Source organism: Pseudoalteromonas sp. N1230-9, from assembly GCF_032716425.1.
In the GTDB taxonomy this organism is placed as follows: Bacteria; Pseudomonadota; Gammaproteobacteria; order Enterobacterales; family Alteromonadaceae; genus Pseudoalteromonas.
On record NZ_CP090419.1, the window covers coordinates 2,872,674 to 2,891,182 of the forward strand.

General features: G+C 41.1%; 16 protein-coding genes. 5 read left to right on the top strand and 11 right to left on the bottom strand.

The features are described 5' to 3' along the window. Nucleotides 1-14: 14 nt before the first annotated feature. From LY624_RS13380 to mdoH, 3 genes are all read left to right on the top strand, one after another. A complete protein-coding gene (locus tag LY624_RS13380) occupies nucleotides 15-254 on the top strand; it encodes a hypothetical protein (protein ID WP_130149564.1) in 240 nt (79 codons plus the stop codon). 359 nt (nucleotides 255-613) lie between these two features. Further along, nucleotides 614-2,278: a glucan biosynthesis protein gene (locus tag LY624_RS13385; RefSeq protein ID WP_130149563.1), complete on the top strand. Its 1,665-nt coding sequence runs from the start codon at nucleotides 614-616 to the stop codon at nucleotides 2,276-2,278. After that, nucleotides 2,250-4,232, top strand: coding sequence for a glucans biosynthesis glucosyltransferase MdoH (gene mdoH / locus LY624_RS13390; RefSeq protein ID WP_130149562.1), 1,983 nt, complete (start codon nucleotides 2,250-2,252; stop codon nucleotides 4,230-4,232). Before LY624_RS13385 ends, mdoH begins: the two co-directional genes overlap by 29 nt. Before the next feature lie 56 nt (nucleotides 4,233-4,288). Here mdoH and LY624_RS13395 read toward each other — a convergent pair whose 3' ends face one another. The 7 genes from LY624_RS13395 to epd all read right to left on the bottom strand — a co-directional run bounded on the left by LY624_RS13395 (nucleotide 4,289) and on the right by epd (nucleotide 12,425). After that, nucleotides 4,289-5,257 (bottom strand): PstS family phosphate ABC transporter substrate-binding protein, encoded by a 969-nt coding sequence (locus tag LY624_RS13395; RefSeq protein ID WP_130149561.1) that lies wholly within the window; start codon nucleotides 5,255-5,257, stop codon nucleotides 4,289-4,291. Between the two features lie 91 nt (nucleotides 5,258-5,348). After that, nucleotides 5,349-6,680, bottom strand: coding sequence for a phosphate regulon sensor histidine kinase PhoR (gene phoR, locus LY624_RS13400; protein ID WP_341803191.1), 1,332 nt, complete (start codon nucleotides 6,678-6,680; stop codon nucleotides 5,349-5,351). Nucleotides 6,681-6,733: 53 nt separating this feature from the next. Continuing rightward, entirely contained in the window at nucleotides 6,734-7,423 is a 690-nt protein-coding gene (gene phoB / locus LY624_RS13405) for a phosphate regulon transcriptional regulator PhoB (RefSeq protein ID WP_130149560.1), read from the bottom strand. A 145-nt stretch (nucleotides 7,424-7,568) separates the two neighbouring features. Continuing rightward, complete coding sequence (locus LY624_RS13410; RefSeq protein ID WP_130149559.1) at nucleotides 7,569-8,519, bottom strand: porin; 951 nt, start codon at nucleotides 8,517-8,519, stop codon at nucleotides 7,569-7,571. 399 nt (nucleotides 8,520-8,918) lie between these two features. After that, a complete protein-coding gene (gene fba, locus LY624_RS13415; protein ID WP_062569512.1) occupies nucleotides 8,919-9,983 on the bottom strand; it encodes a class II fructose-bisphosphate aldolase in 1,065 nt (354 codons plus the stop codon). 207 nt (nucleotides 9,984-10,190) lie between these two features. Then, nucleotides 10,191-11,366: a phosphoglycerate kinase gene (locus tag LY624_RS13420; protein ID WP_341803192.1), complete on the bottom strand. Its 1,176-nt coding sequence runs from the start codon at nucleotides 11,364-11,366 to the stop codon at nucleotides 10,191-10,193. 42 nt (nucleotides 11,367-11,408) lie between these two features. After that, complete coding sequence (epd, locus tag LY624_RS13425; RefSeq protein WP_130149557.1) at nucleotides 11,409-12,425, bottom strand: erythrose-4-phosphate dehydrogenase; 1,017 nt, start codon at nucleotides 12,423-12,425, stop codon at nucleotides 11,409-11,411. Nucleotides 12,426-13,108: 683 nt separating this feature from the next. Here epd and LY624_RS13430 point away from each other — a divergent pair. Both LY624_RS13430 and LY624_RS13435 read left to right on the top strand, forming a co-directional pair. Beyond that, nucleotides 13,109-13,393 carry a type II toxin-antitoxin system RelB/DinJ family antitoxin gene (locus LY624_RS13430; protein ID WP_062569509.1) on the top strand — a complete coding sequence of 95 codons (285 nt, stop codon included), beginning with the start codon at nucleotides 13,109-13,111 and terminating at the stop codon, nucleotides 13,391-13,393. Then, on the top strand, nucleotides 13,390-13,668 hold the full coding sequence (locus tag LY624_RS13435) for a type II toxin-antitoxin system RelE/ParE family toxin (protein WP_341803193.1): 279 nt from the start codon (nucleotides 13,390-13,392) through the stop codon (nucleotides 13,666-13,668). Before LY624_RS13430 ends, LY624_RS13435 begins: the two co-directional genes overlap by 4 nt. A gap of 24 nt (nucleotides 13,669-13,692) precedes the next feature. On the opposite strand, the gene LY624_RS13440 is transcribed toward LY624_RS13435, so the two are convergent. From LY624_RS13440 to LY624_RS13455, 4 genes are all read right to left on the bottom strand, one after another. Further along, the gene (locus LY624_RS13440) at nucleotides 13,693-14,316 is read right to left on the bottom strand and encodes a 3'-5' exonuclease (protein WP_341803194.1); all 624 of its coding nucleotides are present in this window, start codon (nucleotides 14,314-14,316) and stop codon (nucleotides 13,693-13,695) included. 9 nt (nucleotides 14,317-14,325) lie between these two features. Further along, nucleotides 14,326-16,164 carry a DUF294 nucleotidyltransferase-like domain-containing protein gene (locus tag LY624_RS13445; RefSeq protein WP_341803195.1) on the bottom strand — a complete coding sequence of 613 codons (1,839 nt, stop codon included), beginning with the start codon at nucleotides 16,162-16,164 and terminating at the stop codon, nucleotides 14,326-14,328. Between the two features lie 117 nt (nucleotides 16,165-16,281). Beyond that, entirely contained in the window at nucleotides 16,282-18,006 is a 1,725-nt protein-coding gene (locus LY624_RS13450) for a sodium:solute symporter family protein (RefSeq protein WP_130149553.1), read from the bottom strand. Nucleotides 18,007-18,016: 10 nt separating this feature from the next. Next, nucleotides 18,017-18,280 (bottom strand): DUF4212 domain-containing protein, encoded by a 264-nt coding sequence (locus tag LY624_RS13455; protein WP_004586074.1) that lies wholly within the window; start codon nucleotides 18,278-18,280, stop codon nucleotides 18,017-18,019. Nucleotides 18,281-18,509 lie beyond the last annotated feature (229 nt).

An 18,509-nucleotide genomic window follows, 5' to 3' on the forward strand; every position in this document is an offset into this window, starting at 1 on the left:
TACTAGGGATCAGCATGAAAAAACTACCTGCAATTACAGCATCATTGTTCGCTTTGACGCTATTATCAGCTTGCTCAAATAAAATCGAAAACCCAGAAATGCAACAATGCGCACAACAGAACTATCAATGTGAAAGCAGTTGTGAACAACAAAGTACCGCAGATGGACTAGTCCATAAAGTATGTAGTAATAAATGTATTGAAGCTTACAATCAGTGTAAAGCGAATGCAGAAAAGCTTGGTGATGTACAATAGCTCACCTTTTTAGACACTGATTACCTTTACAATCAGTGTCTTACTCTCAAAAACTTCCTCGGTTACAATTTTTTAACCCAAATTAAGCGTCTGCTAATTTTGTTCATATTTTTGCTCATCCTTTAAGCTATTCATATTAGAGCAAGCTTTCGTTCATTAAACTTATCCATATTAGTGACGAACTGGTTAGCTAACAGTGTAATTATTTCCCACTAATCCCAAAATTACTTCTTACATTAGCAGTACCAACAAAAAAATCATTGATAAACAAGTGTTTATTTTAGGTCCGCTTTTTGCTGAGAACATTAACGCAATTACAACAGCTCGACGTGATTATTTTAAGGCTAAAGGAAAACAGAATGAAACCAGAAACCCAGATTAAGCTCTTCAGTGCATTTAAAAAGAAGACCTACTTGGGCGTATTATTAGCCACCTGTGCAGGCAATGCATACGCTACTGAAGAACAAACTCAACCACAAGCAACCAAAGCAGAGGAAGCGGTTGTTGAGCAAAAGCCTGCGATGATTACTATCCCACAAGAAAAGCTATTTGAAGTTATCACTGCACGTGCGAAAAAATTAGCTTCAGAGCCTTATGTTGCACCTAAAGATTTAGAACTTGAAGCTTTAACAAGTATTGGTTATCAAGATTATCGCGCAATTCGTTTTCGTACTGAACAAGCTATTTGGAAAGATGAAAGCCTTTATGAAATCCAATTATTTCACCCTGGCTTTTTATATAAATCACCTGTTGCGATCAATACCCTAGAGAAAAATGCCGAAGTTAAAAGCTTGCCATTTAAAACGGATTATTACCGCTACGACGCAACGGCAGCCCCTTTAGAGCAAGAAATCAGTAAAGCCACAGAAAATGCGCAGTTAGGTCATGCCGGTTTTCGCTTACACTTTCCTTTGAATAACAATGAGTACAAAGATGAAGTCGCTGTTTTTCAAGGCGCATCTTACTTTCGTCTAGTTGGCCCACATCAGGTATACGGTATTTCAGCGCGAGGCTTAGCGATTGATACGGCCTTAAGTTCAGGCGAAGAGTTTCCTGTTTTTAAAGAGTTCTGGCTAGTTAAACCCGCGCCAGAGGACACGACTATAGTGCTTTATGCGCTTTTGGATAGCCCTTCGGTTGCAGGAGCGTATCGCTTTGAGCTTACTCCTTCAACCAATACTGAAGTAAAAACCGAGATGCAAATTTTTGCTCGTAAAGATATTAAAAAGTTAGGTATTGCACCGCTTACAAGTATGTTTTATCACGGTGAAAACAGTACCAAGTTCTTTGATGACTACCGTCCAGAAGTTCATGACTCAGATGGCTTGTTAATGCAATCAGCACAAGGTCAATGGGTATGGCGTGCACTTAATAATCCGAAAAAACTGAGCGTAACCTCTTTTAGTTATGATAGCCCGAAAGGCTTTGGACTCGCGCAGCGTGACCGTGACTTTAACAATTACTTAGACACAGAGGCGCACTACCACAATCGCCCTAGCATGTGGATTGAACCTATCAATGATTGGGGCAAAGGACGTGTAGAGCTTGTTGAAATTCCGACAGACACCGAAACTAACGACAACATTGTTAGCTACTGGGTACCAGAGCAAGCTATGAAGGCTGGCGATAATTTAAGCTTCAGCTATAAGCTATCAACCTTCAATGCAACCCTTGCAACGCAAGATAAAGCGAGTGTGCTAAGAACCCGCATAGGTAGCGCGGCATTACCTGGTGAGAAGAATCCACCGCCTAAAAGTCATCGTCAATTCACCGTCGACTTTAGTGGCGAAAATATTAACCAATTGTCTGCAAACTTCGCACTGATGGCTGATTTAAATATTTCAGCTGGCCAAATCAGCGATAAAACAGTGCAGCAATTACCAAATAATCAAGGATGGCGCGTAGCATTTAAGGTGGCGCCTGAGGGAGATAAGCCCGTTGATATGCGCTTATCGCTAAAACTACGTGACAAAGAAATTAGCGAGGTATGGAGCTATGTCTGGTATCCAAATGACGTCCAATAGTAAAAAACTAACTGCAACTGCAATGCCGTTTAAAAAGACACGTGCTTGGCTTTTTACGTGCCTAGCACTGGCCATAACAGCGTATGGCGTGTGGATCATGTTCGATATTTTAAATTCAAACGGCATGACATTACTTGAGTACGCATTATTAGCATTATTCTCTGTAACCTTTGCATGGATTGTTACTGCCTTTTGTAGCGGTTGTATGGGCTTTATTTTACAGCTTCTACGCATTGACCCATTAACATTGAAACGTCAAAAACCAATCGACGTAAATGCTGATGCTATTGCCCAAACGAAAACAGCCATTGTTATGCCTGTTTATAATGAGGATACAGAGCGTGTTATTGCAGGCTTTGAAGTGAGCCTTCGCTCGCTTGAAAAAACAGGTCAAATGCCACATTTCGATTTTTATTTACTCAGCGATACACAAGATCCAGACATTGCCCGCAATGAACTAAAAGCATGGAATGCATTTACAACGCGCTTGGGTGATTTAGCGAAACACACATTTTATCGTCGCCGTGAAGATAACAAGCATCGTAAAGTAGGTAACTTAACTGACTTTTGTGAGCGTTGGGGTAGCCAATACGAACATATGATAGTACTTGATGCTGACAGCATCATGACGGGTCAATGTATGCTTGAGCTAACATCAAGCATGATCAATAACCCTAACACAGGCCTTATCCAAACGATTCCGATTCCGGTTCGCCAAGATACTTTTTTCGGTCGCTTTTTACAGTTTGCATCAATCTTATATAGCCCAATGCTCGCGACGGGGTCTGCTTTTTGGCAAACAAATCAAGCTAATTACTGGGGACACAATGCGATTATTCGCGTAGAAGCCTTTACACAATGCTGTGGTCTTCCAGTGTTAAAAGGTAATGCGCCTTTTGGCGGTGAGATTTTAAGCCATGACTTTGTGGAGGCGTCACTGTTACACCGCAGTGGCTGGGATGTGCTATTACTAAGCGACGTTGAAGGTAGTTACGAAGAAGTACCCAGTAATATTTTAGACTACGCAATTCGTGATAGACGCTGGGTACAAGGTAATATTCAACACTTAGGCCTGCTCCCTAAGTCGGGCTTGAAGCTGATGAGTAAAATGCACTTTTTATTTGGTGCTACGGCCTATATTTCATCATTAATTTGGCTATCAATGTTGGCATTAAGCACCTTAGATGCGGTAACACGTGCTGTAAACAGTGATGTGTATTTCAACCATGCGTACCAGCTTTTCCCAACATGGCAAATAGCAAAAACTGAATTAATTGACTCGTTATTATTCATCACAATTGGTTTGCTGTTACTGCCAAAGCTACTTGGTATCATTGTCACACTCGTACACCGCAATAAAGCATTTGGTGGCACGATGAAACTCATTGCTGGCGCACTCATTGAAACTGTATTTGCTATTATCATCGCGCCACTTATGATGGTGTTTCATAGTTACTTTGTAGTGTGTGTATTTCTTGGCAAAAAAGTAAGCTGGGATGCACAACCACGTGAGGGACGTATGGTTCCGTGGAAAGAAGCAATTGGCTATACATTATTCTCTACGATTACTGCGTTTATTTGGGGTGGTGTTGCGTATTACTACACACCGACTTTCTTTTGGTGGTTATCGCCTATTTTAGTCGGTCTAATTTTAGCTGCACCAATTGTTCGATACTCAAGCAGTATAGGTCTTGGTGTTAAAATGCGCAAAATGGGGATTTTCCTTTGCCCTAGCGAGGTAATTGATGATGATACTCTCGCAGCACTGCGTGTTCATCAGCAAGAGATTGCCTTACCTGAGGACTCACAGGCAAGTTTTGATGTGCCAGCTTTACCTGACGAGTCACCAACGGTCATGCCTATTCAAAGCTTTAAGGCACCTTCAGGTAAAAAGCGTAAGCAAGTTCGCCGCGCACAACAGCGGCTCAAAGCAAAGCTACTCGCTAAGCTCTAAACTGAAGACGAAAAAAAACCGCTCACTGAGCGGTTTTTTACTATGTCTGTTGGTTGTTACAGAAGGCCTAGCTTTTTAAGTTCAGCCATTGCCATTTTGCCTGAAAGTGGCACATAACCATCTTTCTCAACAATTTTTTGACCATCTACAGAAAGAACCATTTTTAAGAACTCTGCATCAATGGGTGCAAGTGGCTTGTTAGGGTGCTTGTTCACATAAACATACAAGAAACGAGATAATGGGTATTTACCAGTAGCAACGTTTTCTAGGGTTGCGTCAACAAAGTTAGACCCTTTTTTCGCAAGGGGTACTGTACGTACACCCGATGTTTTATAACCGATACCTGAGTAACCAATCGCGTTTAGTGACGATGAAATTGATTGTACTACAGAGGCAGAACCTGGTTGCTCATTCACATTGTTACGGAAATCACCTTTACACAGTGCTTTCTTTTTAAAGTAACCGTAAGTACCTGATACTGAGTTACGACCATAAAGCTGGATGTCTTTAGCAGCCCAGTCACCCGTTAAACCGACATCACTCCAACGGTTTGCTTGTGCGTCAGCGCCACATTTACGAGTAGAAGAGAAAATCGCATCAACTTGGTCAATACGTAAACCTTCAATAGGGTTATCTTTGTGTACAAAAACAGCAAGGGCATCGATTGCTACGCGTACTTCAGTAGGCTTATAACCGTAACGCTTTTCGAATGCTTCAATTTCTTTTGACTTCATACGGCGGCTCATTGGGCCAAAGTTTGCTGTACCTTCAGTCAGTGCTGGAGGCGCAGTTGAAGAACCCGCAGCCTGAATTTGAATGTTTACGTTTGGATAGAAGCGCTTGTACTCTTCAGCCCAGAACGTCATCATGTTTGCAAGTGTGTCAGAGCCTACAGATGAGAAGTTACCCGAAATACCACTTGTCTTAGTGTATTCAGGCATATCTTTGTCAACTGCAGCTGCTTGAGCTGATACAAATGTTGTTACAGCCACACCCATTGCGGCAACGAGGTTTTTGAATTTCATAGGGGTTACTCCGATTTGTTCGTCCCATTTCCTAACTGCCACCTACTTTAATTACACAAGATGACAGTTAGATTACCCTAAAATGACACTTTTATGACTTTGAATTATTTTCTGAAGAGCCTAGCAAACGAACAACTTTATCGCTGCCAAATGCAAACGAAAACGTTGAACCTTCACCGAGTTTACTTTTAATATCTAGGTGACTATCGTGACGTGTAAGCACGTGTTTTGTAATGGCTAAACCTAAGCCTGAGCCACCAGTCGTACGACTACGCGCCTTATCAACACGATAAAACCGTTCGGTTAAACGATTAATGTGTTCACTGGCAATACCATCACCATTATCCGTCACACTAAACGCAGCCAGATTATTTTTAAGCTGCCAATTAACCACTATTTTCCCACCAGGCTTGGTATAGTGAATAGCATTAAAAACTAAGTTTGAGAATGCGCTGCGTAGCTCATCCTCAGCACCTTTAATATCCAGAGTTTCATCCACATTAAATATGAGCTCATGGCCTTTGTCTTGATTAAGTGACTTAGCTTCAGTTTGAATATAGGTAAATAACTGCGGCACATTCACAGGCTTGTCGTTATCTTGACGGCGCGCCCCTTCAATACGCGACAGTGAAAGTAATTGATTGACCAAACTATCCATACGCTTACATTGTTCAAGCATGGTTGTTTGTGCTTTTTCCCACATAGCCGGTGGCGGTAATGTGTCAGCATCAAGCATTTCCAAATAACCAGTCACAACAGTGAGTGGTGTACGCAATTCGTGAGACACATTAGCCACAAAATCTTTACGCATCTGCTCAAGTTGCTTTAAGCGGGTGACATCACGTACCACCATCATCAGCTGTGAACTTGCATAGGGCATAACACGAAACTCTAGCGTTTGATCATAGCTATGGCCACCATCCAGTTCGAGCGGTTCATCAAAACACGCTTTATGCATGTACTTTGCAAATTTAGGATCGCGAATAAGATTATCTAAACGTTGTCCGTGATCGGTTGGCCACTGCAAACCTAATACCTTAAGTGCCAATTGATTACACCAGATAATGCTAAGGTCTTTTTGTAACACCACCACCGCATCTGGAACGGCTTCTGCCCCGTCACGAAAACGACGAATTAAATCAGCCAGCTCATTACGTTTTTTACGATTACGATGTTGTAAATGATAGATCCCTTCAAAGACCTGCTCCCACGCTCCCTCCCCTTCAGGTGGGTTAAAACTACGTTGATTTAGGAGCCAATCGCTAAGGCGATATAATTGATGATAGTGCCAAATTAGTAGTGCAAAAGAGCCTAAAAATAAAAGCAAAAAAGGCGCACCAACTAGTACGCCAACTAATAACAAGGGTAAGAAATACATAAACAGGCGTTTTGCTAACGCCTGTTTATTGACTACTCGATACATACACTCACTTAACCTTAAGTATGTAAATTAGCTAACTGTTGTCGGCTAAGGCACTATAATTTACTAGAAAAACGATAGCCTGCACCGCGAACGGTTTGCACCAAACGGTCATGTCCAAGTGGTGCAATCGCTTTGCGTAAACGACGAATGTGCACATCAACAGTACGGTCCTCTACATATACATTTGTTCCCCATACATGATCAAGTAATTGCTCACGGCTGTAAACACGTTCTGGATGAGTCATAAAAAAGTGAAGTAGTCTAAACTCAGTCGGGCCCATATCTAATTCACTCCCTTGTGATGTAACGCGGTGTGAAATAGGGTCAAGACGTAAGCCATGCACTTCAATGGCTTCTTCTAAAGAAGTAGGAGACACTCGGCGAATAACCGCTTTGATACGCGCCATGAGCTCTTTTGGAGAAAATGGTTTAGTTACATAATCGTCAGCACCCACTTCAAGACCACGCACTTTATCTTCTTCTTCTCCACGTGCTGTCAGCATAATAATAGGGATTTGACGCGTATATTCGTTTTGCTTGAATTTTTTAGCAATTTGAATACCACTCCCACCTGGTAACATCCAATCTAATAAAACCATATCGGGGTATGGCTCAACCATCGCTTCAATGGCAGAGTCGTAATCTTCTGCTTCAATTGCTTGAAAACCATTTTGCTCTAAAACAAAAACCAGCATCTCTCTGATAGGTGCTTCGTCATCGACGACTAGTACTTTACGTGACATTCCAATTTATCTCTTTCGTTAGCGAACTGGTTTCATTATTATGACTAAGTATGACATTTTTATGAAAGTCTAACGAGTAATTCAAAAAGTACCAAAAAATCAAAGTATAAATCTGTATTTTTTAACTTTAAATGAGCTTTAATAACTAAAAGTCATACCTTAATGTGACAGCTAGATGGTCTTGATCGGCGTTATTATCTAGTGAGAATTGCGTATACCACATGTACATCCTTGCCTGTTTTGACAAACTTCGTTCAATACCAATAGACGTACCGGTGCCTGAATCTTTTAACTTACCAAACTCGCCTTCCGCATCTTGATATTGCGCTAATAACTTATATTTATTTAGCTTATAGGAAGCGCTAAATAGAAAGCCATCTTCACTATCAGAGTCTGATATTTTTTCACTTTGTTGGTACATTCCACCTAACGTGAAATCACCTAACTTACCTTGTGCAGTAAACCGTGTGGTGTCATAACCAGCCACTTTGCTGTCGTGGGCTACACTAACGAAAAAAGGTGTCTTTTTAAATTTACTGTCGCCATACATGAGTGCTGCTGATACGCCCGTTTCATCTTTTTGCTTTGAGTTATCTTCGGCAATATAGGTGACCACAAATTGCATATTTCCAACAACAGGCGAGTTGTAATGAAGTACATCTCCAAGGCGGTTTTCACCATTAAAAAGGGCTTTTACATCACCATTAAAATCATTCATTAAATCGATTTTTCCCTGTGATACTTTTAGCGCGGTATCGTGACGCCCTGCGACTATTTGTCCATAACGCCCTTGCAAGCCGACATACTGGTTACGTGCTGTAATATTTTCTTCTGTTTTGCCATCACTATCTTGATCAGCGGCATTTACAGCAAACTCAAACTTATAGATAGCTTTAAAACCATCACTAATATCACCGCTTCCCTTAATTCCTATGCGAGAGCTGTAACTCTCAACGGAAGTGTCACTCCCCTCCCCTGTGTCACTATTTGCAATACCTAAATGGGCTCGGCCATAAATATCAATCGCCTCGGCTGCACTATCAAAAGAAAATAAGCATATAGCAAAGCTCGACAACATAATGACTGGTTTGTTCATAGGACGATCCTTAATTTAAGCAGTAACTTAAAAATCGAACATAAACTGTTATTGGTCAAGATATAAGCAAATATTTAATATAAATATTTCAGATCACTGATCTACTAACTGAAACAGATCAGAATCAGGTTTTTACTAAGTTGATCAGTTTCAGATCAATTTTATACTTACATATCAGGCTAACTTATTGATTTAATGTTAAGGCTCTTAGTATTTCGTTTAAAAGCTGAGCAGAGAACAGGCTAAGATCAGTATTGAACTAGTAAAATAATGATCTGTGTAGTTTAAGGTTAGTAAAACGCTGATCCTAACAAGCTTGAGTAAGTAAATCGCTGATCCAACTTGATCAAAGACAATAAAAAGCCGGCATAGAAGCCGGCTTTATTCATTTAGTATCAATTACTTAATTTTTGGATCAAGCTCACCTGATAAATACTTAAGGTGCATATCATCTAAAGAAATAGCTTTGATCTTACTTGCTTGTCCAGCAGTACCGAATGACTCATAACGCGCTACACAGATCTCTGTCATAGCTTTGGTTGCTTCAGCTAAGTATTTACGTGGATCAAAGTTAGCAGGGTTTAAAGCTAAGTGACGACGAATCGCACCTGTTGATGCTAAACGAAGGTCGGTATCAATATTAACTTTACGAACACCGTATTTAATACCTTCGATGATCTGCTCTACTGGTACGCCATAGGTTTCAGGAATTTCGCCACCGTATTGGTTAATAACTTCTAACCACTCTTGTGGCACTGAAGACGATCCATGCATTACTAAGTGAGTATTTGGGATACGCGCGTGAATTTCTTTAATACGATCAATCGCTAAAATATCGTCTGTAGGCGGACGAGTAAATTTATACGCACCATGTGATGTACCACATGCAATAGCAAGTGCATCTACATGTGTTTTACGAACGAAGTCAGCCGCTTCTTCAGGATCAGTTAGCATTTGCTCTGTAGAAAGTTTACCTTCTGCACCTACGCCATCTTCTTCACCTGCTTCACCTGTTTCAAGTGAGCCTAAAACACCTAGCTCGCCTTCCACAGACACACCGCAAGCATGTGCCATTTCGACTGTTTGACGTGTTACATCAACGTTGTATTCGTAGCTTGAAGGTGTTTTACCATCAGACATTAATGAGCCATCCATCATCACTGATGAAAAACCTAACTGAATTGAGCGCTGACAAACACCTGGTGAAGTACCGTGATCTTGGTGCATTACAACTGGAATATGAGGCCATTCTTCAACGGCTGCTAAAATCATATGACGAATGAAAGGGGCACCGGCATAAGCACGTGCGCCAGCAGAACCTTGTACAATTACTGGGCTGTTTGTTTTATCAGCCGCTTCCATAATTGCACGCATTTGCTCTTGGTTGTTAACGTTAAACGCAGGAACGCCGTAACCATTTTCAGCTGCATGATCAAGAAGTTGTCGCATACTGATTAAAGCCATTTGGTATTCTCCAAATTGTATCGACAGTAGTTTCCTACTATCTAGTTTGAACGGATATGTTAGTTTTTGATGCATCACTGCATCACGAAAAGCCACAGCATTTACTATCGCTGACCGTTATAGCTGAAAATAAAATGAAGGTGAGAGGTATTTTATTAACAGCTAACCAGCATAACCAGACGACTGATTATGCTGGCTTCGCACTAATTACTTAGCACGTTCTTCAAGCATAGCAACCGCTGGCAGCTTTTTCCCTTCTAAAAACTCAAGGAATGCACCACCACCAGTTGAAATATAAGATACTTTATCGGCAATGCCGTATTTATCAATTGCTGCAAGCGTATCACCGCCACCCGCAATTGAGAACGCATTTGAATTCGCAATCGCATCAGCAATAGCACGAGTGCCGTTACCAAATTGGTCAAATTCAAATACACCAACAGGGCCATTCCACACAACAGTGCCAGCTTTAGCAATAATATCTGCAAGCTGCTTTGCTGTATCAGGACCAATATCAAAAATCATATCTTCGTCTGTTACTTCATTAACATCTTTTAATGTTGCAACCGCTGACTCTGAAAACTCATTACCAACAACAACATCAGTTGGTACCGGAATTTCACCGTTATTTGCTTTTGCCGCTGCACTTAATTTGTTTGCTTCATCAATTAAATCAGCTTCAAATAAAGATTTACCTACAGGATGTCCTGCTGCTGCGATGAAGGTATTAGCGATACCGCCACCCGTTACAAGCTGGTCAACGACTGTAGATAATGAATCAAGTACAGTTAACTTAGTCGATACTTTAGAACCACCTACAATCGCCACTAAAGGACGTGCTGGGTTATCAAGCGCTTTACCTAGAGCGTCTAGCTCTGCCGCAAGTAGTGGACCTGCACATGCAACATCAGCAAATAAACCCACACCGTGAGTAGATGCTTGTGCACGGTGAGCCGTACCAAATGCATCCATTACGTATACATCACATAATGCAGCGAGCTTTTTAGACAGTACTTCGTCATTTTTCTTTTCGCCCACGTTAAAACGCACGTTTTCGAAAACAACCACTTCATTATCAGCAACGTCTACGCCTTCTAAGTAGTCTTTTTCAAGACGCACAGTTTGCTCAAGGGCATCATTTAAATAATCGACCACTGGGGCAAGTGAAAATGCTTCATCATATTCCCCTTCCGTAGGGCGGCCAAGGTGTGACATCACCATTACTTTAGCGCCTTTTTCTAACGCTAATTTGATAGTAGGTAATGCTGCACGGATACGTGCATCAGAGGTCACTTTACCTTCTTTAACAGGCACATTTAAATCTTCACGAATTAACACGCGTTTGCCGTTTAAATCTAAATCTGCCATTTTAATGACCGACATGGACTTCTCCTTAGTTAACGATACTAATATTATATTTATAAATTATTGACTTATAGCCACCATCGCACGCGCAGTGTCGAGCATACGATTTGCAAAACCCCACTCATTATCGCACCACACCAACAACTTTATCAGTCGTTTATGACTAACACGTGTCTGTGTGCCATCTATGATACAAGAATGTGGGTCATGATTAAAATCTACCGACACCAAAGGCTCTTCAGTGTAACTTAAAATACCTTCAAGACGGTCTTTAGCTGCCAGTTTAAGTGCTTGATTAACAGCCGCTAAATCAACATCAGAATTAACGGTAACACTCAAATCCATAGCCGTCACATTGATTGTAGGCACACGCACTGCAATGGCTTCAAAGCGACTATGAAACTTAGGTAGTATACGCTCAATACCGCGAGCAAGTTTTGTATCTACCGGAATAATAGACTGGCTAGCTGCGCGTGTACGACGTAAATCATGATGATATGCATCAATCACTTGTTGGTCATGCATCGACGCATGAATGGTCGTAATTGCCCCAGATTCAATTGAAAATGCGTCATCTAATACTTTGATAACTGGCACAATACAGTTAGTCGTGCATGAGCCATTAGAAACGATAGTATGCTCTGCTTTTAATTCATCGTCATTAATGCCATATACTATGGTGGCATCAACATCGGCATCAGCTGGTTGCGAAAATAATACTTTTTTTGCACCGGCATTTATGTGTAGCTCAGCATGCTCTCGTGAGTGATATACTCCTGTGCATTCAAGCACTACATCAATATCAAGGGTTTGCCAAGGCAACTCAGCGGGGTTTTCTTCAGCAAACAGTGCTATAGAGTCATTAGCTACTGTTAGCGTATCTTCACCTAGATTAACAGGAAATGAAAAACGACCATGAGATGTATCGTATTTAAGGAGATGGGCAATGCCCTTTGGGTCGGCTAGTTCATTTATAGCGACAATTTTAATCTGATCTTCAAGCCCTGATTCGTACAAAGCACGGACGATGTTGCGCCCAATCCGACCAAAACCGTTAATTGCAAGTTTGATTGCCATGAAGAAGAAAATCCACTCTAGTTGCTTGCAGATAAAGGCAGCTGCCTTTTAGATGGCGGTATTGTAATCGACCTTTGAAGTTTTTATAAGAGGTCAGCAAAAATAAAAATTGCTTAGCATGTTTTAGATGGCGCTGTTTTGGTAATCGACCTTACACATTATTATAAGAGGTCAAGTGAAATAAAAGTTGCTTAGCATGTTTTAGATGGCGCAGTTTTGGTAATCGACCTTACACATTTTTATAAGAGGTCAGCCAAAATAAAAATTGCTTAGCATGTTTTAGATGGCGCAGTTTTGGTAATCGACCTTAGACATTTTTATAAGAGGGCAAGGCAAATAAAACTACTTTAACAACCCTAGATGGCTCAATTTTGGTAATCGACCTGAAGAGTTTTTATAAGAGGTCAGCAAAAATAAAAGTTGCTTAGCATGTTTTAGATGGCGCAGTTTTGGTAATCGACCTTTGAAGTTTTTATAAGAGGGCGAGGTAAATAAAACTACTTTAACAACCCTAGATGGCACAATTTTGGTAATCGACCTGAAGAGTTTATAAGAGGGCCAAGTAAAAAGAATTTCTTCGTTAGTAAATTACCACTCACCTTAACTCTAATTAAAAAGTAAGTTAGTTGCCCAACCCTCACTCTAGCGCTAACATTTGTACACACAAAAGTCAGGAGTCTAGCATGGATACCAGAATTCAATTTCGAGTTGATGAAGAAACTAAACGACTTGCTCAGCAAATGGCACAAAGCCAAGGTAAAACACTTAGTGATGCTTGTAGAGAGCTCACAGAGCAATTAGCTGAACAGCAAAGAAAATCGCTGTCTCACGACGCTTGGTTAACAGAGCAAGTAAATCAAGCTTTCGATAAATATGAGGCTGGTGAAAGTACTTTTATCGACAACAAAACTGCTAAATCCCGCATGGCTGAGCGTAAAGCAAAAATACGCAATAGAGGCAATCTATGATCCTATGGGAAGATGAATCTTTAAATGATCGTGAAAAAATCTTCGACTATCTTTATCACTTTAACCCAAGTGCTGCAGACAAAACCGATGAGCTCTTCGAAGCTAAGGTAGAAAATTTATTAGCTAAGCCTTTGATGGGCGTAGAGCGTACAGGCATCAAAGGGCGACTGCTCATTATCCTTGAAATCTCGATGATTATTTCCTATTGGGTCGAGGATGGCATAATACGTGTCATGCGTGTTCTACATAAAAAACAAAAATTCCCTCAAGATTAACCCTTTTCAAGTAACGCCTTCTAATCAAACCAACTCCCCTACTTTTAATGGTTTACCCCGGCTGATTTGATGGCATTGGGCTAAGAATAACTCGGCAGTCGCCATGGCATCAGTAAGGGCATGGTGCGAGCTGTAATGCGGTAAATTGTAACGTTTGCGACATTCGCTAAGTGTTAAATCATCATGGCCAATTTCATGGCCTTGTTTATGGAGGCGCTTTTTTTCAATCACAAAGGTATCAAGAATCAGACGCGCTTTTGCCTTTAAACCAAACTTACGACAGGCTTGCTTTAAGAACCCCCAATCCAGCGCCGCATTATGAAATACTAAAATACAGTCATCAAAGTACTGATGTAAGTTAGTCACAATCACTTCTAGGCTTTCACCTGTATCTATATCTTGCTTAGCAATACCGTGATAAATCGGGCTTTGCTCTAAACTTTGCACGTCTTTATTTATTAAGTGCTGAGCGCCGCTGAGTTTAATACATTGATCTTCTATCATCACCCACGCCACAGAGACGATTTCATGCTTGCGAGGGTCAAGACCTGTTAACTCCATATCGATCACAATGTAGCGTTCTTTATAGGCATTAGACGCCAATAATTGCTTGCGTGCTAAATACCGACTTAACCAGCGTTTTACCATTGTGCTCTCCTATAAACTTCCGCGAGCAAATTTAAAGGCAGCAGCTTGCTGTGCTTGTTTAATCAAGTAAAACGCTTCTTTTAATTGGTGACGCTCTAGGGAGTTTAAGGCATTCGGGTTAATGCAGTTACTCGGTAGGCCTTCTTCATTTATTTGCGTGCCTAGGCGCAGCTGCGTTAAAAAACGCCAGCAATCTTTTAGGTTATACAAGTCATTTTTGTTGAGTAATGCAAACTTCATTAAGGCATCGATTCGCTCTTGCGTATTAGCCCGCTGAATACCCGCTTTAAGAGAATATAAGCGCACTATGTCGTTGATGATCACCACACCACGTTTTTTTAAATCAAGGTATTTATGCTGCTTGTCATCTTTTTCTAGCTTAAATTGATTAAACAATCCGATTGGTACAGGTGTATTTTTAATATCACTGGCCATAGCCGCATAGAATAAGTCATTTTTAGAAATACGTTTTAATTGTTCACAGAAGCTTGCATATAAGGTTGTTGAGCCTTCAATAAACCGTAAATCAAAAAATATTTTGCAATTGAGCATGGCCTCTGGCGTGGGTGAGGTAATCCATTTATAGAATTTTTCAGTCCATGCACTTATACCCATTCTGCACTGTGGGTTGCTCGCCATAATATTACCTGGGCAACGTTTAATACCGCACTCAGTCAATTGCTCGCATACAAATTCGCCCATACGCCTGAAGTAATCTTGCTGCTGTTCAGTTAAACCATCTGGCAACAATAAGCCATTGTCTTGATCTGAATGCAGGGTTTGTTCTTCGCGGGCCTGCGAGCCAAAACAAATAAAGCTAAAGCTGGTTGGCGCAGCACCATTATCTTCTTGGAACAAACGAATTAAGCGCGAGGTCAAGGCATCGGTTAAACCACTTAATAATTTACCAATCAGTGAAATATCATCGATATTATTCGAAAAACCTTTTAATAAGCTCGGAATTTCTTGCGAGTAGCGTTTTAAGTCAACCACACTATGCGCTTTATAAATACGACCAATCAATTGCACAGGGTCACTTTTTTGCTGGCGCAATAAATCAGTGCTGGTTAGCATACCCAATGGTTTATGGTGCTCATCAAGCACAGGTAAATGATGGATATTGTATTTGAGCATCAAGTGTAACGCTGAAAACACCCGATTATTCTCAAAGATAAACTTTGGTTTAGCAGTCATAATACTGCTGACAGACTCTTGTGGGTCAACCTCATCGGCTAATACGCGATTACGCAAGTCTCTGTCTGTAACGACCCCCACTAAACGCTCATTTTCTGTGAGCATAATCGACGAGACGCCCTGTTTTTTCATTTTCTTAGCGATTTGTCGAATGCTTGCATCAGGCGCTGAGATGACTGCTTTTCGGTTCATCAACTCCGCTATTTTCTTTTCAGACCAACTCTCATTTTGACTCTTATAGTGAGATGAAAGCAGGCGATTCTTGTGAGCTCGCACAAAGTATTGCTCAAATACTTTGTATTCACGACGCAAATAGTCAAATGCCGCTTGGCCTAACATGTAGACAATGCCTTCCTTTTGCACAGAAATACTATTTTGAATGGCCTCGCCTGTTAGCAATGAGGGAAAGCCAAAGTAATCGCCAGCTGCCAACTTAGCAATCACATCGCCTTTTGCATCAACCAAATCGTAATCACCAGAGCGAATCAAAAACAACTTTGGATTTTCTGAGCTTAACCACTGATTTTGATTCTCACGGGTAAGGTAAATAATATCGAGATGGTTAACAAAGTACTCGCAGGCAGCCATATCAAGCTGATTAAAGGGGGTTTGCTGCATCACAAATTGGGCGACTTCCTGTTGCTCGGTATTCATGGTCATTCTCGCTATTTGATGGGGCAATATCTACACTACTCCCGTTTTAAATAAATAAAAAGCCCGACTTAAGTCGGGCTTTTAACCTTCAAGAGTGTGTTTTTATAAATGGCATTTTTAGTGCGCGTGTGCTGCGCTCGAACCTTTCGGGTTACGAATACCTTCAACCATTTCTTGGATTTCAACTGGCGTTTCAGCCGTTAGTTTAAGTACGATACCTGCCACTACAAAGTTAACAATCATACCAACTAGACCAATCCCCTCAGGAGAGATACCAAATAACCAGTGTGCAGGCGCATTTAACTCAGGGCTTACGAACTTGAAGTAGATAATATAAGCCGCAGTGAAAGTAATCCCTGTCACCATACCCGCAATTGCACCTTCTTTATTCATCTTCTTAGAGAAGATACCCATGATTATAGCTGGGAAGAAGCTCGCCGCTGCTAAGCCGAATGCAAAGGCAACAACCGAGGCCACAAATCCTGGCGGGTTAATACCAAAGTAAGCTGAAATCACAATCGCTATCATTGCCGCTAATCGCGCTGCAAGGAGCTCTTGTTTGTCACTAATATCGGGTTTTAAGGTACGTTTTAATAAGTCATGGGATACCGAGGTCGAGATTACCAATAGTAAGCCTGCAGTTGTTGATAGCGCTGCTGCGATACCACCCGCTGCAACTAATGCAATCACCCATGCAGGTAAGTCTGCAATTTCAGGGTTTGCAAGTACCATGATGTCGCGGTCAACATTCACTTCATTAGCGCTGTTTGGATCATCAATCTTACCTGCTGAGTAGAACATTTTGCCATCACCATTTTTATCATTAAAGGTAATAAGGCCTGTTCTTTCCCAGTTTTTAACCCATGCTGGCGCTTCAGCATACTCTGTACCGCTTCCATCTTTACCATTAATTGTATCAATCATGTTTACACGGGCAAACGATGCAACAGCAGGTGCAGTTGTATAAACAATAGCAATGAAAACAAGCGTCCATGCCGCTGAGATACGCGTGTCTTTCACACGAGGAACAGTAAAGAAACGAACAATTACGTGAGGTAGACCCGCAGTACCAACCATTAACGCACCTGTGATTGCGAATACATCAATCATGCTCTTCGAGCCTTCGGTATATTGCGCAAAGCCGAGTTCAGTACTGAGCCCATCAAGTTTATCAAGTACAAACTGTCCAGAGCCATCGCTAAGCGTTGCACCAAACCCTGTTTGTGGGAAGAAGTGACCCGTCATCATCATTGAAATGAAGATTGCTGGAACAAGGTAAGCAAATACCAGTACACAATACTGCGCTACTTGCGTATATGTAATGCCTTTCATCCCGCCTAATACAGCGTAGAAAAAAACAATCACCATGCCAATGTAAACACCGGTCTCAATATCAACTTCTAAAAAGCGAGAGAAAACCACACCTACACCACGCATTTGACCTGCAATGTATGTGAAGCAAATAAAGATGGCGCATAATATTGCCACAATACGTGCTGCTTGTGAGTAATAACGATCACCAATGAAATCTGGCACTGTAAACTTGCCAAACTTACGAAGGTAAGGCGCAAGACATAAAGCAAGAAGTACATAACCGCCTGTCCAACCCATTAGATATACACCACCATCATAACCCGCAAACGAGATGATACCCGCCATTGAGATAAACGATGCTGCACTCATCCAGTCAGCGGCCGTTGCCATACCATTGGCCAGTGGTGGAACACCGCCACCAGCAACATAGAATTCATTTGTTGACCCTGCACGGGCCCAGATTGCAATGCCGATGTAAAGCGCGAAGCTTAAACCGACAATAATAAACGTGAGTGTTTGAACATCCATTGCTTAGCTCCTATTCGTCTACGCCGTATTTTTTATCTAACGTATTCATTTTGAAAACGTAAACAAAAATCAAAGCAACAAAGGTGTAAATTGCGCCTTGCTGGGAGAACCAGAAGCCGAGTTTAAACCCAAAAAAACGTACTTCGTTCAGTACATCTACCAATAAAATGCCAAAACCAAATGAGACGACAAACCACACTGCTAACAGTTTAAATAGCAGTGAAATATTTTCCGCCCAATAAGCTTTTGCTTGTTCTTCATCTTTAAAAGCCATTTTTATCCCCTTATACATTACCAATGTAATGAGTGGTATTAGTTGTCATAAACTAAGTTAGCAAGGGTTCAGCAATATGGAATTGATACCATAGTCGTAACAACTTGTTTACGTTTACGTAAACTGCAAAATCGCATTTGTAAACAATCAGTAAAAAGCAATATTTAACAAAGAGTTAACCTGTAATTATAAATCTGCAAAATACTGAAAATAGCAAAAACGAATGATC